This is a genomic window from Marinomonas sargassi (assembly GCF_025716875.1).
In the GTDB taxonomy this organism is placed as follows: domain Bacteria; phylum Pseudomonadota; class Gammaproteobacteria; order Pseudomonadales; family Marinomonadaceae; genus Marinomonas; species Marinomonas sargassi.
The window spans coordinates 1-14,537 of the sequence record NZ_JAOVZB010000003.1 but is presented as its reverse complement, the minus strand read 5'-3'; the positions used below and the strand labels follow the sequence as shown (position 1 = coordinate 14,537).

Sequence of the window (14,537 nt, the reverse complement as noted above, 5' to 3'; positions counted from 1 at the left end):
AAGAACAAAAAAGGCAGACTTCAGTATTCCAAGTCTGACTTTTTATTTTTTACTAGTTTTTAGAAACTTGTGTTTAATGCAAGTGAAATAATATGAACTGATGATTCATAGTCCGCAGAGAGGTTACCACGAGAGCTATCTTCGTCTGCGTCACCTCTAGCTATAGAAACATCTTCAACTTCTACATAAGCATAAGAGAAGTTCAAGGTGGTATCTCCTGAATAGATGTAAGTTCCACCTAAAGTAAACCAGTATCTGTCTCCATCTGGCGCCCTAGCGGAACGGTATTCGTCCGTAGCAGGCGACTGATCCACTGCTACACCTGTTCGAAGAACCCACTTATCAGAATAATCATACGACAGCCCTGCTGAATAAAACCATTGATCAGTATAACTAAATGTCACAACGGAATCAGACTGATTACTATCGTAGTCAATCCTCAACTCATCAACCACATCCCAACCTGTTTTCATGGCTGTGAGGCCAAGAGTAAGTTTATTAGAGAGATGCTGATCTAAACTAATTGTTAATAATGAAGGGAATGTTAAGGAATCAGTTACTGTAGTATCTTCAAGACTCGCAAGAGCTGCTAAAGTCGAGGAAACTCCTGAATAAGTGACACTGCCCTCAAAATCAAAGTCTACTTTACTACGGTAGCCTAAGCCAATTCGAGTCCCCTGTACTGGCTCAAATAAAACACCGAGGCTATAACCATATCCAGTAGCTTCAGCTTCAATATAACCTGTTCCCTCTCCACCTGCAGCCGAATTAGTACTTCCTACTGCTGAACCTAATACAACCTCAGCTTGGTGAAGCTGCAAACTCCCTCCTAATGAGAGCTTCTGGTTCATTCTATGAGCAAGAGTAAAGCTTAAAGCAATATCTTGAATACTACTTTCTGTTGCATGAAAACGACCTGACCAATCATCACCATAATCTCCAGATAAGCCAAAAGGCGTATTCAAAGAGACCCCTGCAACTGTATTCACGGAAAGTGGCCTAGCAAAATATAAAGCAGGGATTAAAGTCTCGTCCACATAGTTACTGACTGTATCAGTACCAAGGTCTAGACCTCCTGTGGCACTAGCTGTGGAAGCCTCTGTAACCTCCACTTCAGTACTAGGGATAATAAGTGCCCCAGAAGCATAGATAGTCGATTTTGTGGTATTTAAAAATAACGCTGGATTCCAGTAACTAAATGATATGTCAGTATCCGACGCAGCCGCACCGGCAAGAGCACTACCAGATGCTGTGGCGCTGTGGTCGTTTAAAGCAAATCCCGCAGAATGAGAAAGAGAAGAAGAAAGTATCAGTATTGCAACAGAACTAAGTTTTAAGTATTTCGAACCGTTAACAAGCATATGAGCTCCTTATTATTTTTATTAGGGCTTAATACAAGAAAGCTAATTTAATTCCATTTAACCTAGGCAAGGGTATTATTTTATCAAAGCGATAATGATAGAAATAGATATTTAATGTTATGAAATATTATTTCAAAGAATAAATCAGGGAAAGGATATAAAAGGCTACTTTGAATAAAGTAAAAATGGCGGAATGGACGGGACTCGAACCCGCGACCCCCTGCGTGACAGGCAGGTATTCTAACCAACTGAACTACCACTCCAACACAATCTAAAACTCTTGCTCTCTCTATAAAAGTTTATGAGCCCACTGTTTAGTTAGTGGTGGGTGTGGAGAGGTTCGAACTCCCGACATTCGCCTTGTAAGGGCGACGCTCTCCCAACTGAGCTACACACCCGCTTTACTTTAAAATAAAGTTATTTTAGATCTCTCGATCTGGAGTTTTAACTCCCTATGGTCTATGCACCTTGTAAGAATCTAATCCAACTTAGCTACACACCCATAATAAGCATCTTTCTATCTAACCTATTACTTGCTGCTTAAATAAGTAATGGCGGAATGGACGGGACTCGAACCCGCGACCCCCTGCGTGACAGGCAGGTATTCTAACCAACTGAACTACCACTCCAACACAATCTAAAACTCTTGCTCACCCTATAAAAGTTTATGAGCCCACTGTTTAGTTAGTGGTGGGTGTGGAGAGGTTCGAACTCCCGACATTCGCCTTGTAAGGGCGACGCTCTCCCAACTGAGCTACACACCCATAATAAGCATCTTTCTATCTAACCTATTACTTGCTGCTTAAATAAGTAATGGCGGAATGGACGGGACTCGAACCCGCGACCCCCTGCGTGACAGGCAGGTATTCTAACCAACTGAACTACCACTCCAACACAATCTAAAACTCTTGCTCACCCTATAAAAGTTTATGAGCCCACTGTTTAGTTAGTGGTGGGTGTGGAGAGGTTCGAACTCCCGACATTCGCCTTGTAAGGGCGACGCTCTCCCAACTGAGCTACACACCCAATTCATTTAACAATTTCCACTTAAGTGGTGCCGCCACCAAGAGTCGAACTCGGGACCCTCTGATTACAAGTCAGATGCTCTACCAACTGAGCTATAGCGGCTTAATGCTAAATTAAATTGTACTCACTCAATAAAGAGTGATGGTGCCGCCACCAAGAGTCGAACTCGGGACCCTCTGATTACAAGTCAGATGCTCTACCAACTGAGCTATAGCGGCATTACCGTACGCAGTTTACGAATATTTAGTCTACATCAGTTGATGGTGCCGCCACCAAGAGTCGAACTCGGGACCCTCTGATTACAAGTCAGATGCTCTACCAACTGAGCTATAGCGGCCTAAATATAAGCAAAATCTTTTTTTACTTTCTCTTAAATTAAGAAAAAGCTTTGACCAATTAATGGTGCCGCCACCAAGAGTCGAACTCGGGACCCTCTGATTACAAGTCAGATGCTCTACCAACTGAGCTATAGCGGCATTTCTCATTATCTTGGTCGGGACGGCAGGATTTGAACCTGCGACCACTAGCACCCCATGCTAGTGCGCTACCAGGCTGCGCTACGCCCCGAAAACTCACAACTATGTCGTTGTCAGCGGGTGCGTATATTACTATAACGAATTGAAAATGGAAGAGTTTTATTTCTTTTTTTTCAATTTAATGAAGCAATGAGAATCTTGCAACGAAACTGACTTAGCTATTGATCTGAATATATTTTTACTTTAGGACAATAGCTACTTTTGATGGTTAAAACATCAACATAGAAAAACAAAAAATGGCCTTCTTGCTGATACTATGGATACAAAAAAGCCATCTACAAAAGATGGCTTTTTTTAAACAAAAGATAATTACTCTTGCATGTAGTCTTCAACTTTAGACTTAAGCTTTTGCCCCGGTCTAAATGTAACAACTGTTCGAGCGGTAATAGGGATTTCTTCACCTGTTTTAGGGTTACGTCCCGGGCGCTGACTTTTTTCACGAACTTCGAAATTACCAAATCCAGATAGCTTAACCTGCTGGCCTTCAATCAAAGTACTTCGAATGACATCAAAAAAACCTTCTACTAGCTCTTTTGAATCTTTCTTACTTAGACCAATAGAGTCTACTAAGTTTTCAGCAAGGTCCGCTTTAGTCAACGATCCCATATTATTACCCCCTTACAACGGCTCCTAACTGCTCTGACAATGCAGTAACAGCTTGCTCAACAGAGTTGTTTACTTCTTCATCACTAAGAGTGTGTGAAGTAAGCTGCCACGTCAAGCCCAAAGCGACACTTTTTTGTGTTTCATCAATACCTTGACCCTGATAAACATCAAAAACCAAGACACTTTTAAAAGCATCACCAGCAGAAGCAGCAATAACGCGCTCCAATTCACTCACTGGTACTGAGCGATCAACTAATAAGGCTAAATCTCGACGAACCTCAGGGAAGCGTGAAACCGCTTTATACTCAGGTAAAGTAGCACTCAGTACAGCATCTAATGCGATATCAAAAACATAAAGAGGCTGATTCGATCCAAGATCCTTGGTTAGTTGAGGATGCAACTCTCCCATTAAACCAACAAATTCACCGTCAACAAAAATATCAGCTGAACGACCAGGATGTAAGAACTCACACTCAGAACGCTTGTAACTTGGTGTTACACCATCATTCAAAGCAAATAAAGACTCGACATGAGCTTTCACATCATAGAAGTCTACTTTCTCAGAGTTATGGTACCAAGCCTCAGAATCACGACTACCTGCAATTAAACCAGCAATTTGCTTTTGTTGATCCAACTCATCTAAAGCTTCTACTGAGCCAATAAAGCGACGACCCGTTTCAAACAAACGTACTCGTGATTGCTGACGATTCTGATTATGCAAGTATGCTTTCACCAAACCTGGCAATAGGCTTGGGCGCATCACACCCATATCTGCAGATATTGGATTAGCCAATGGAACTGGTTCAATCTCTGGTAAGAACTGTTTGCTTAACTTAGGGTCAATAAAACTATAGGTCACCGCTTCTTGGTAACCTTGAGCAACCAATACAGAACGCAGCTGCTGGATAGGCGTTTTACTTTCCGAGATAGCAGTAAAGTTCACTGCCGCTTCAGGCATAGAAGATGGTAAGTTGTCATAGCCGTAAATACGGGCCACTTCTTCAATTAGATCCGCTTCAATTGCAATATCGAAACGATGGGATGGCGCTTTGGTTTTCCAAAACTCATCTGTCACTTCAATCATTTCTAAATCAAGGCGCGTCAGAATATCAGTCACAAGGTCTTTATCTATAGACACAGCAAGGTATTGATCTAACTTCTTACGACGTAAAGTAACAACAGCCGCTTCAGGTAAAGCCCCTTCATTAACGGCATGTGTAACAGGGCCAGCTTGACCACCAACAATTTCAAGCAGAAGCGCAGTTGCGCGTTCAATTGCTTGCTCTTGTAGAGTCGCATCTACGCCTCGCTCATAGCGATGGGAAGCATCTGTATGCAATCCATAAGATCTCGCTTTACCCGCTAAAGCAAGCGGTGTGAAAAAAGCACTCTCAAGGAAAACATCTTGAGTCTCTGTATTAACACCAGAACCCTCTCCCCCCATGACACCAGCAATGGCTAAAGGCGTATTTTCATCCGCAATCACCATAGTATCTTCACGTAGAGAGATATTCTGACCGTCAAGCAAGGTAATCTTTTCATCTTTTTCTGCCATACGAACAACAACAGACTCAGATAAATTCGCCAAATCAAAAGCGTGCATCGGCTGACCAAGTTCAAGCATGACATAGTTGGTAATATCAACAACTGGATCAATAGAACGGATACCGCTACGACGCAATTTTTCAACCATCCATAGTGGTGTTTCAGCAGAAACATTTACACCACGGATAACTCGACCTAGGTAGCGAGGGCATTGCTCTACTGCAAGAACATTGACAGGAAACACATCATCAATAGTTGCCTCTACAGGAGCCACTGCCACAGGTGTCAAGTCAACTTGATTCAATACACCTACTTCGCGCGCCAGACCGGCAACACTTAGGCAGTCACTACGGTTCGGGGTAAGATCAACATCAATAATTTGATCATTTAGGTCTAAATAAACGCGGAAATCTTCACCTGTTGTTGCCGATTCAGGTAATTCCATGATGCCATCATTATCTTCGCTAACACCTAGCTCAGATGCAGAACACAACATACCGAATGACTCAACTTGACGAAGCTTTGCCTTCTTGATTTTAAAGTCGCCATCAAGAACAGCACCAATTTTAGCAAATGGGATTTTAATGCCTGCACGGGCATTTGGTGCACCACAAACTACCTGAAACTCTTCCGAGCCATCAGACACCTTACAAACTTGCAGCTTATCCGCATTAGGGTGAGGGTCAGCACTGATGATTTCACCAACCACTACGCCAGAAAACTCAGACGCAACAGGAGTAACCTCATCTACCTCAAGTCCAGCAAGAGTAATCTGAGCAACCAAATCATCACTACTAATGTTTGGATTGACCCACTCTCTTAGCCAATTTTCACTAATCTTCATAAAAACATCCTAGGTCGATGGGTTACTTGAACTGCTTAAGGAAACGTAAATCGTTTTCAAAGAACATTCGTAGGTCGTCTACTTTGTATCGCAACATAGCAAAACGCTCTACACCCATACCAAATGCAAAACCGGTATATTTCTCAGGGTCAATTCCTGACATTTCCAATACTTTAGGGTGCACCATGCCACAGCCTAAAACTTCCAACCAAGACTCTTCACCCTTGCTGTTTGTACGCATGATATCCACTTCAATAGAAGGTTCAGTAAATGGGAAGTAACTTGGGCGGAAACGCACTTTAAGGTCATCTTCAAAAAACACATTTAAAAACTGCTGTAAAATACCCTTTAAATCAGCAAAAGATATGTTTTCATCGATCAATAGGCCTTCCACTTGATGGAACATAGGCGTATGTGTTTGATCCGAGTCACAACGATAAACACGGCCAGGACAAATAATACGAATAGGCGGTTGAGATGTTTCCATAGTACGTACTTGTACTGGAGAAGTATGTGTTCTCAAAACCGTCGTAGGATTAAAGTAAAACGTATCCTGCATTGCTCGTGCTGGGTGATGCGCAGGAATATTTAGCGCTTCAAAGTTATGGTAATCATCTTCAATCTCTGGTCCTGACGCGACATCAAAACCAATACCACGGAAGAAAGACTCAATTCTATCCATAGTACGAGTTACTGGGTGTAAACCACCCACTTCTTGGCCTTTACCAGACAAAGAAATATCAATCGTTTCTGTTGCCAATTTGGCATTTAAAGCGGCTTTTGCTAAGCCTGCTTTACGCTCAGTAATTTTATCCTGAACTTGTTTTTTTGCTTCATTTACCAGTTGACCGAATTTAGGTCTGTCCTCTGCTGAAACATTACCCAGTTGTTTCAACAAAGCGGTTAGAGCACCTTTCTTTCCTAAATAATGCACACGTACATCATCCAGCGCGGATTCACTCTCAGACGACGCTACTGCGTCAAGCGCATCAGCAAGAATCTGCTTTAGGTTTTCCATTTATACACTCCAAAAAATAAAATAGGGGAAGAACCGCTGGCTCTCCCCCTATCAAAGACTGCATTGAATCATTCGTTCTTTTCAGAAGTTTTTCTTTCAAGATCGAACCACTCTAAGGCTACGTCAGAAATTAAGCCAAGCTTGCTTTCGCTTTTTCAACGATAGCAGCAAAAACTTCTTTCTCGTACACAGCAAGGTCAGCCAAAACCTTACGGTCGATTTCGATAGCTGCTTTTTTCAAACCAGCAATGAAACGGCTGTAAGATAGACCATTGATACGTGCAGCAGCGTTGATACGAGCAATCCACAATGCGCGGAATTGACGCTTACGCTGACGACGGTCACGGTACTGATATTGACCAGCTTTGATGACAGCCTGTTTAGCTACACGAAATACACGGCTACGTGCACCGTAGTAACCTTTAGCTTGCTTTAAAATCTTCTTGTGACGGCGACGAGCCTGAACACCACGTTTTACGCGAGGCATAATAACTTCCTATACTAATTAAATTAATAAACTAAAAAATGAGACTTACATGTATGGACACATGCGTACGATTAACGCTTTGTCGCTTTGCGCTACTTGGTTCAAAGAACGAAGGTGACGCTTACGTTTAGTCGATTTCTTAGTCAAAATGTGACTAGTATGAGACTGCTTATGTTTAAAACCATTCGCGGTACGTTTGAAGCGCTTAGATGCGCCACTGTGTGACTTAATTTTGGACATGATAAAACCACTCTCGCATTCGTTAATGTTAATGTAATTTCAATAACCTAAGTTATGTTAATTACTTCTTCTTTTTGGGGCCTAGCACCATAGTCAATTGACGACCTTCCATTTTCGCAGCTTGTTCTACTGAACCATATTCCTCTAAGTCTTGAGCGACTCGATTCATAAGTTGCATACCAAGCTCCTGATGGGCCATTTCACGACCTCGGTATCGTAAAGACACCTTAGCCTTATCCCCGCCTTCAAGGAAACGTATCAGGTTGCGGAGTTTTACCTGATAATCCCCTTCCTCCGTCCCTGGACGGAATTTCATTTCTTTAACTTGAATTTGTTTCGCATTTTTCTTCTGAGCAGCTTTTGCTTTTTTCTGCTCAAAAATATGCTTACCGTAATCCATTATTTTACAAACAACAGGATCAGAGTCTGTAATCTGCACCAAATCAAGGCTTGCCTCACGAGCAGCTTTGAGCGCCTCCTCAATCGAAACTACACCAATTTGTTCTCCATCGGCCGCGATTAGACGGACTTCGGATGCCTGAATGTTTTCGTTGATTTGAGGACGCTGCTTACTACTAGCACGTCCACGATTCATGTTACCTTTTATAGCTCTATCTCCACTTCTTGTTTACGGCTACGGTGAGCAACTTGATTTTCAAGCAAAGCTTCAAAATCAGAAATACTCATCACTCCAAGATCTTCTCCTGTTCTTGTACGAACAGCGACCTGACCTTGTTCAACTTCTTTGTCTCCAACAACAACCATGTATGGAATGCGCTGAATTGTATGCTCGCGAATTTTAAACCCGATCTTCTCGTTTCTCAAGTCAAGTTTTGCTCTAAAGCCTTTAGAACTCAATATTTTTTCTAAATTAGTGCAATACTCAGCCTGACGATCGGTAATATTCATAATTACCACCTGTTCTGGTGCTAACCAAGCTGGGAAAGACCCTTCTGTTTCTTCAATCAAAATCCCGATAAAACGCTCCAGCGAACCAACAATAGCTCTATGCAACATTACCGGCGTTTGACGTGAGCCATCCTCAGAAACATATTGAGCGCCAAGTCGAGTCGGCATAGAGAAGTCAACTTGCATTGTGCCACACTGCCATACTCGGCCAATGGCATCTTTCAAAGAAAACTCAATTTTCGGCCCATAGAAAGCACCTTCACCTGGAAGCTCTTCCCAATCAAGTTTTGCAGCATCAAGCGCATCCGCCAATGCTTTTTCTGATTTATCCCATACCTCGTCAGAGCCAACTCGCTGTTCTGGACGAGTAGAAAGGCGGTAAATAATTTCAGTAAAGCCAAAGTCGTCATAAACTTCGTGAAGCAAATCAATAAACTCAGACACTTCTTGCTGAATTTGATCCTCAGTCACAAAAATATGGCCATCATCTTGTACAAAGTTACGAACACGCATAATGCCATGTAAGGCACCAGAAGGTTCATTACGGTGACAAGAACCAAATTCTGCCATACGGAATGGTAGATCACGGTAACTTTTAAGACCTTGGTTATAAACCTGAATATGACAAGGGCAATTCATAGGCTTAACGGCGTAATCACGGTTTTCAGAATGTGTAGTAAACATATTCTCGTGATACTTACCCCAATGACCAGACTTCTCCCATAGCACTCTATCAACGATTTGAGGTGTCTTGACTTCTTGGTAGTCATTTTCGCGCAATTTATCGCGCATATATTGCTCAACAGTCTGGTATAGGCTCCAACCTTTAGGGTGCCAAAATACCATACCTGGTGCTTCTTCTTGAACATGGAATAAATCGAGCTTTTTACCTAACTTACGGTGATCGCGTTTTTCAGCTTCTTCGATACGTCTTAGGTACGCTTTCAACTCTTTCTTATCATTCCAAGCTGTACCGTATATTCGCTGTAGCTGCTCATTATTCGAGTCACCACGCCAATACGCTCCAGCTAGCTTCATAAGTTTAAAATGACGCAATACACGGGTATTAGGTACATGAGGACCGCGACACATATCCATGTATTCTTCATGATGATACAGACCAACACTTGTCACAGACTCGTCCATGTCATCAATCAAAGCAACTTTATAGGTTTCACCGCGCTCTTCAAATGCTTTACGAGCTTCAGCAATCGGTGTCATTTTCTTAACGACATCATAATCGGTTTTAATCAGCTCACCGATACGCTTTTCAATAACAGCCAAATCATCTGGTGTAAAAGGACGTTCATAGGCAATATCGTAATAGAAGCCTTCATCAATTACAGGGCCAATCGCCATTTCTGCTGTTGGATAAAGTTGTTTAACAGCATGCCCAACAAGGTGAGCAAATGAGTGACGGATGATTTCGATCCCTTCTGGGTCGCGACCAGTGATGAGGTTCAGTTCTGCATCTTCAGTAATCAGCTCACAAGCATCAACTAGCTCGCCATTAATGCGACCAGCGACGGTAGCTTTAGCAAGACCAGGACCGATATCTTCGGCAACTTGCATTACAGAAACAGAATTTGAAAAAGAACGTTGGCTGCCATCTGGCAAAGTAATTACAGGCATTTTTTCCCCTATTGGAGTCAGTGGTGCTCCATACCAAAGAGCACATGTAAATTGAAGGCGACAAACTATCATTTTTTCGTTTTTCATGCGAATAAATTTTAAATATTTCTTTACTAATTCATTATCCCAATTTTTTTTAAAATCAAATGTATTTAATCACTCTAAAACATAGACTTTCTCAGTATCCCAAGTAAAATTGCCTTCCGTTTCACAAACACGTAAATATATAGCGTTATGCATTCTGAAGAACTAGATAATTACTGTATCGATACCACTCAACAAGAACCTGATCTTTTAATTGAGTTAATCGAAAAGACCTATTCTGATATGGGCTATCCAAACAAGTTATCTGGAAAAACCATTGGGCGTACGCTAAAAATACTTGCCAAAGTTGCACAACCAAAACGTGCACTCGAAATTGGTATGTTTACTGGCTACTCCGCCCTTTCTATTGCAGAAGGCATGCACAAGGATGGTGAACTAATCTGCTGTGAAACCAACCCTAAAGCGATAGAATTCGCACAGTCTTTTTTTGATCGAAGTGAGTACGGCCATAAAATCAAAGCTATTTTTGGTCCTGCACTAGACACAATAGAAGGCCTAGATGGACAATTTGACTTTGTCTTCATCGATGCGGACAAAAGAAATTATCTAAACTATTACAAGGCAGTATTACCCCTTGTAGCCTCAGGTGGTATAATCATCATCGACAATTCTATTTGGCAAGGGCGAGTCCTTGACCCAAAAGAAAACAGCGACATAGCTGTTAACCAACTAAACCAATTCATCGCTCAAGACAAACGCGTTGAAAACGTGCATCTAAATGTACGTGACGGACTTAACATCGTCATAAAACACTAATTTAACTTTTTATAACCCTCCAAACTTAGCTTTTTAAACCTAGGTATGGAGGGCTATTTGCTATTAAAAAACACTCTAAGAGGCAGCGACTTTTGATCGTTTTTAAAATCACAAATAACATCACGGGAAAACACTACATTGGCACATCATTCAATAGTGGTTTTCAACGTTTTGAACAATATGTAGAAGCAACGGAGGTTGGTTTAGACTTCCCTCTTTATAATGATATTAAAGAACACGGCACAGCAGCCTTTACTGTAGAAGAACTTTACGAAACGAGCGATAAAAAAGAGTTATATGAATTAGAAAGCGATTACCTGTCGATTTATAACGGTGAAAGTTTACGCGGATACAAAATAGCGCAAACTGCAGAAAAATCTGTAAATCTAAATTTTGGTAAGAAAGCACTATTTGATGCAAATGGCGTATCAACAGCCGAGCAACCTAAAAAAGCAAGAAAAACTACTGCCAAAAAAACTATTGCGCTACCAGAAAAGAAAAGCACAGCAAAACCAGATATAAAATCTCTCTTCGCAGAGCTAATTTCTGAAGAAAGACTTAAAGAGCCTACAGAGAAGATTCCAGAAAAAAAAGCAGTAGCTAAACGCCCTCAAAGTAAAGCTAGTATCCAAAAAATGCTTAAAGAGGCAGAAAAAACAGCCAAAAAAGAACGTGAGCAGAAGTTGAAGTCCCAACAGCAAGCTGAAGCAGAAGAAATGGCTTTGGTTATGGCCAAAATAGATTTAACTTCTAAAGCGGCAAATTCCGCTTTCCGTAGAAAGAAGAGTTAATAATAATCAATCTCTATCAAATAAAAAAAGGCCTACAAAAAGGCCTTTTTTTATTACCAATACAAAAGCCATATAGTAATACATATACAAAAATGTTATTTGTTATATATTCTAAATGACTATACGGAAACCTGAATGATAACCAATATAAAAGAGCTATTTTCTAAACGGAAAAAGCATTTATTTTTAAACTTGGTAATCTTCTTCCCTATTACTATAGTCGCAATATTATTAAGCACATACATCTACCTAATCTATGATCTAGATAACAAAAAACATCTTATTGAAGACACATTAAACACAAAAATGAACTCTATATTTGTAGAGTTAAAAAGCTCTCTTGCTTCAATCGAACTGTCAAATCACCAATGCACAGAAAAAAAGATACAAAAATTGCGAATTGAAGCCCTTAGATCACCTAACTTCAAAGAATTTGGGCTTTTTGACGATGACTTTATTGTATATTGCTCCAGTGCTGGTAAAAAAGACCTCCATATATTTTCGACCATTGTTCAGCGCATAATACAAAGTGATAGTAGAAAAACCGTTTCTCTTAGTAGCACCTACAACAATATCGGACACTCAACCTTCATTGCTTTCTATCAGGGCAAGGAAGGTCTCGGAATAAGCGGTCTAGTATCCGCAGAAATATTCGCTGCGGATGTCATAGAGCTACTCCCTAATCACCCCTATGAATACACCTTAGGTAAACTAGCGATATCCGATAACCACCCACCCGAACACGTAACAATGATTAGAGAAACAAACATCTCCATGGAAGACTGGGATATGAATCTAATCATCTCTCTACCATCAAGCCTATATTGGGAGCATATAAAAAGCTTGATACCCTTCTCCTTCATTCTTTGGCTTATTTTTACCTTTCTGTCACTCTCTATACAATTTGCTATTACAGGCTATCGGCATTCTTTAACCTATTGCATTCGCGAAGCAATTAAGAGGGGCTCTATCGATGTCTACTATCAACCTATTTATTCATTAAAAGAAAATCGCACTAGCAGTTTAGAAGCGCTCATCCGCTGGCAATCCCCCTACCATGATCAAGTCTCTCCACAATTCATAGTAGATACGGCAAGGCGATTAGGATTACTAAATGAACTAACATGGCTAGTCTTTAGAAAAGTAGGAGAGTTTTATACAAATAACTCACTCTCATTAAACAATATTCGTACAGCAATAAATATTGACAGGTCAACATTGCTAGACAAGGGGTTTATTTACTCTTTAGAAAATATGCTAGAACATTACCCAAAGCTACAAGGACAACTTACTTTAGAAATCACTGAGAGCCACTCTCTATCAAGTAAAGAACTTCCTCTCGCAATTAATACATTTAAAGCCATTAAAAACTTAGATATCAATTTATCTATCGACGACTTTGGAACTGGCTACTCAGGCTTAGACTTTTTACGAAGCTTCCCCTTCGACACACTAAAAATAGACAAAACATTTATGGATAGCCTTTATGAAGACAGCTTCACACCTAAAATTTTTACATCAATAATTACATTGGCAAGAGAACTAAAGATGGATGTAGTTGCAGAGGGGGTAGAGCATAAAAAGCAATTAGAACACATAAATAGGCTTGGCGTTGAAAGCGCACAAGGATATTTCTTTAGTAGAGCTTTACCATCAATCCAGCTATTAAAGTGGTTAAAAGATAACCCTCAAACACTATCAGAATTACATTAATCACTTTATTCAATAAGTGATTGGCAATCTTTAAAAGTATAGTCAGTAGAGACACATCAATTCCAAATTACTACTTTGGGCGACAAAGTATTAACAGAATTTAACTACCGCAATACATGATCAGTACCCCAACTTAAAAACTAGGTATACCCAGCTAACTATTTTACTATGAAAGGCATCCTATACCTTAAGGATACTTACCCTTTGAGGTTTCATTATGTGCAAGGCTTTCAAACATTCATCTAATAGTGACCCTACACTGAGTGATGCTTTTAAGTTTATTGCACTTTTTTCCAAATAGACACTAGAGCAACATTAAAAGCTTACCGTAAGGCATTCAAACAACAGAAGCCCTATCAGGGCTTCTGTTGTTTCTATTTTAGGTTGGACTATTCTCACATGCGTATCCTGTAGAGAACCCCACACTATCATCAGCGACGGTGAGCGCCTGCGGCGAATTAAGGGTCACTTCTGAGTTCGGGATGGAGGCAGATGGTTAAAACCTTCATGACGATCAGGTAATTTAAACTTCCAGACACTTTCTTCCGCACATAAAAAAGCCCTGACAGATATACTATCAGGGCTTCTATTGCTTAAAGCTTTGTTACCGCTCTCACATGCATATCTTATAGTGAGCCCCACACTAGCATTGTGTTTTAAGCTTTCTACTCTTGTTTAACACCCCAAAACGAAAAAAAACCATCCTACAGCGCAGGATAGGGTTTCTCTTAATTTAAAGCTGAAGGTTGAGTTACTCTCACATGCGTATCCTGCAGAGGGTCTCACGCTAGTATTGTGCTTATCTTTTTTATGAACATAAACGAAAAAAACCCACCCTGCTTAGCAGGATGGGGTTTCTCTTAATTTAAAGCTTGACGACGACCTACTCTCACATGGGATCCCCCACACTACCATCGGCGATGGCGCTTTTCACTTCTGAGTTCGGGATGGGATCAGGTGGTTCAACG

At 40.8% G+C, this 14,537-nt stretch carries 11 protein-coding genes, 11 tRNA genes and 1 rRNA gene; 3 read left to right on the top strand and 20 right to left on the bottom strand.

Features of this window, described 5'->3' with window-relative positions; genetic code table 11:
• Nucleotides 1–59 precede the first annotated feature (59 nt).
• From OFY17_RS06965 to thrS, 19 genes are all read right to left on the bottom strand, one after another.
• The gene (locus OFY17_RS06965) at nucleotides 60–1,361 is read right to left on the bottom strand and encodes an OmpP1/FadL family transporter (protein WP_263530002.1); all 1,302 of its coding nucleotides are present in this window, start codon (nucleotides 1,359–1,361) and stop codon (nucleotides 60–62) included.
• A 186-nt stretch (nucleotides 1,362–1,547) separates the two neighbouring features.
• Nucleotides 1,548–1,624: transfer RNA gene (locus tag OFY17_RS06960), tRNA-Asp, on the bottom strand.
• A gap of 59 nt (nucleotides 1,625–1,683) precedes the next feature.
• Nucleotides 1,684–1,759: transfer RNA gene (locus OFY17_RS06955), tRNA-Val, on the bottom strand.
• 154 nt (nucleotides 1,760–1,913) lie between these two features.
• Nucleotides 1,914–1,990 (bottom strand) — tRNA-Asp (locus OFY17_RS06950).
• A 59-nt stretch (nucleotides 1,991–2,049) separates the two neighbouring features.
• Nucleotides 2,050–2,125: transfer RNA gene (locus OFY17_RS06945), tRNA-Val, on the bottom strand.
• Nucleotides 2,126–2,175: 50 nt separating this feature from the next.
• Nucleotides 2,176–2,252: transfer RNA gene (locus tag OFY17_RS06940), tRNA-Asp, on the bottom strand.
• Nucleotides 2,253–2,311: 59 nt separating this feature from the next.
• Nucleotides 2,312–2,387: transfer RNA gene (locus OFY17_RS06935), tRNA-Val, on the bottom strand.
• 26 nt (nucleotides 2,388–2,413) lie between these two features.
• A tRNA-Thr gene (locus OFY17_RS06930) sits at nucleotides 2,414–2,489 on the bottom strand.
• Nucleotides 2,490–2,529: 40 nt separating this feature from the next.
• Nucleotides 2,530–2,605 (bottom strand) — tRNA-Thr (locus OFY17_RS06925).
• A 43-nt stretch (nucleotides 2,606–2,648) separates the two neighbouring features.
• A tRNA-Thr gene (locus tag OFY17_RS06920) sits at nucleotides 2,649–2,724 on the bottom strand.
• 63 nt (nucleotides 2,725–2,787) lie between these two features.
• Nucleotides 2,788–2,863, bottom strand: a tRNA-Thr gene (locus OFY17_RS06915).
• Between the two features lie 14 nt (nucleotides 2,864–2,877).
• Nucleotides 2,878–2,954, bottom strand: a tRNA-Pro gene (locus OFY17_RS06910).
• A gap of 278 nt (nucleotides 2,955–3,232) precedes the next feature.
• Complete coding sequence (locus OFY17_RS06905; protein ID WP_263530001.1) at nucleotides 3,233–3,529, bottom strand: integration host factor subunit alpha; 297 nt, start codon at nucleotides 3,527–3,529, stop codon at nucleotides 3,233–3,235.
• Nucleotides 3,530–3,533: 4 nt separating this feature from the next.
• Complete coding sequence (pheT, locus tag OFY17_RS06900) at nucleotides 3,534–5,918, bottom strand: phenylalanine--tRNA ligase subunit beta (RefSeq protein ID WP_263530000.1); 2,385 nt, start codon at nucleotides 5,916–5,918, stop codon at nucleotides 3,534–3,536.
• Between the two features lie 22 nt (nucleotides 5,919–5,940).
• Nucleotides 5,941–6,936, bottom strand: a complete 996-nt coding sequence (gene pheS / locus OFY17_RS06895; RefSeq protein WP_263529999.1) for a phenylalanine--tRNA ligase subunit alpha — start codon at nucleotides 6,934–6,936, stop codon at nucleotides 5,941–5,943.
• A 130-nt stretch (nucleotides 6,937–7,066) separates the two neighbouring features.
• Nucleotides 7,067–7,423, bottom strand: a complete 357-nt coding sequence (gene rplT / locus OFY17_RS06890) for a 50S ribosomal protein L20 (RefSeq protein ID WP_024023333.1) — start codon at nucleotides 7,421–7,423, stop codon at nucleotides 7,067–7,069.
• Between the two features lie 45 nt (nucleotides 7,424–7,468).
• Entirely contained in the window at nucleotides 7,469–7,663 is a 195-nt protein-coding gene (gene rpmI / locus OFY17_RS06885) for a 50S ribosomal protein L35 (RefSeq protein WP_263529998.1), read from the bottom strand.
• Between the two features lie 61 nt (nucleotides 7,664–7,724).
• Nucleotides 7,725–8,258, bottom strand: a complete 534-nt coding sequence (gene infC / locus OFY17_RS06880; protein ID WP_263529997.1) for a translation initiation factor IF-3 — start codon at nucleotides 8,256–8,258, stop codon at nucleotides 7,725–7,727.
• Nucleotides 8,259–8,266: 8 nt separating this feature from the next.
• Complete coding sequence (gene thrS / locus OFY17_RS06875) at nucleotides 8,267–10,204, bottom strand: threonine--tRNA ligase (RefSeq protein ID WP_263529996.1); 1,938 nt, start codon at nucleotides 10,202–10,204, stop codon at nucleotides 8,267–8,269.
• 234 nt (nucleotides 10,205–10,438) lie between these two features.
• Between thrS and OFY17_RS06870 the strand changes: the two genes are divergently transcribed.
• The 3 genes from OFY17_RS06870 (at nucleotide 10,439) to OFY17_RS06860 (ending at nucleotide 13,569) form a co-directional block, all read left to right on the top strand.
• On the top strand, nucleotides 10,439–11,065 hold the full coding sequence (locus OFY17_RS06870) for an O-methyltransferase (RefSeq protein WP_263529995.1): 627 nt from the start codon (nucleotides 10,439–10,441) through the stop codon (nucleotides 11,063–11,065).
• A 92-nt stretch (nucleotides 11,066–11,157) separates the two neighbouring features.
• Nucleotides 11,158–11,856 carry a GIY-YIG nuclease family protein gene (locus OFY17_RS06865; RefSeq protein ID WP_263529994.1) on the top strand — a complete coding sequence of 233 codons (699 nt, stop codon included), beginning with the start codon at nucleotides 11,158–11,160 and terminating at the stop codon, nucleotides 11,854–11,856.
• Between the two features lie 135 nt (nucleotides 11,857–11,991).
• Entirely contained in the window at nucleotides 11,992–13,569 is a 1,578-nt protein-coding gene (locus OFY17_RS06860) for an EAL domain-containing protein (RefSeq protein ID WP_263529993.1), read from the top strand.
• Between the two features lie 870 nt (nucleotides 13,570–14,439).
• Here OFY17_RS06860 and rrf read toward each other — a convergent pair.
• Nucleotides 14,440–14,537, bottom strand: a 5S ribosomal RNA gene (gene rrf / locus OFY17_RS06855); the annotation flags it as partial.

Bases quoted from the DNA above. Each gene is read 5' to 3' on its own strand.
- OFY17_RS06965 (WP_263530002.1), bottom strand. From the start codon at position 1,361: ATGCTTGTTAACGGTTCGAAATACTTAAAACTTAGTTCTGTTGCAATA.
- OFY17_RS06905 (WP_263530001.1), bottom strand. From the start codon at position 3,529: ATGGGATCGTTGACTAAAGCGGACCTTGCTGAAAACTTAGTAGACTCT.
- pheT (WP_263530000.1), bottom strand. From the start codon at position 5,918: ATGAAGATTAGTGAAAATTGGCTAAGAGAGTGGGTCAATCCAAACATT.
- pheS (WP_263529999.1), bottom strand. From the start codon at position 6,936: ATGGAAAACCTAAAGCAGATTCTTGCTGATGCGCTTGACGCAGTAGCG.
- rplT (WP_024023333.1), bottom strand. From the start codon at position 7,423: ATGCCTCGCGTAAAACGTGGTGTTCAGGCTCGTCGCCGTCACAAGAAG.
- rpmI (WP_263529998.1), bottom strand. From the start codon at position 7,663: ATGTCCAAAATTAAGTCACACAGTGGCGCATCTAAGCGCTTCAAACGT.
- infC (WP_263529997.1), bottom strand. From the start codon at position 8,258: ATGAATCGTGGACGTGCTAGTAGTAAGCAGCGTCCTCAAATCAACGAA.
- thrS (WP_263529996.1), bottom strand. From the start codon at position 10,204: ATGCCTGTAATTACTTTGCCAGATGGCAGCCAACGTTCTTTTTCAAAT.
- OFY17_RS06870 (WP_263529995.1), top strand. From the start codon at position 10,439: ATGCATTCTGAAGAACTAGATAATTACTGTATCGATACCACTCAACAA.
- OFY17_RS06860 (WP_263529993.1), top strand. From the start codon at position 11,992: ATGATAACCAATATAAAAGAGCTATTTTCTAAACGGAAAAAGCATTTA.